Source organism: Corynebacterium sp. HMSC036D03 (assembly GCF_001836185.1).
Lineage (GTDB): Bacteria > Actinomycetota > Actinomycetes > Mycobacteriales > Mycobacteriaceae > Corynebacterium > Corynebacterium simulans.
On the sequence record NZ_KV827758.1, the window covers coordinates 1 to 263 of the forward strand.

Consider the following 263-nt stretch of genomic DNA (forward strand, 5'->3'; position numbering starts at 1 on the left):
TTCATCTGCCAGACGTTAAACACCCATCGTGAAGGCGGCTTCCTTACTTCGCGCGGGTACCGCCAGTCTAAAGCCCGTGGATTAAGTGCTCGTCGCCTTCGCGATGCTGTGCTGATTGAACACATTAGTGCTGTTCATCGCGATAATTACGGTGTCTACGGTGTGCGGAAAATGTGGCATGCTCTCCGCCGTGACGGAATTGATATCGGTCGTGAACAAACTGCTCGGTTGATGCGCCTGGCCGGTGTTTCTGGCAAAGGCAA

General features: G+C 53.6%; 1 protein-coding gene. It reads left to right on the top strand.

The genetic code is table 11. From position 1 onward, the window contains the following. Positions 1 to 108: 108 nt before the first annotated feature. Positions 109 to 263, top strand: a 155-nt coding sequence (locus HMPREF2692_RS13440; protein WP_371326284.1) for an IS3 family transposase, incomplete at its 3' end; no start/stop codon positions are given.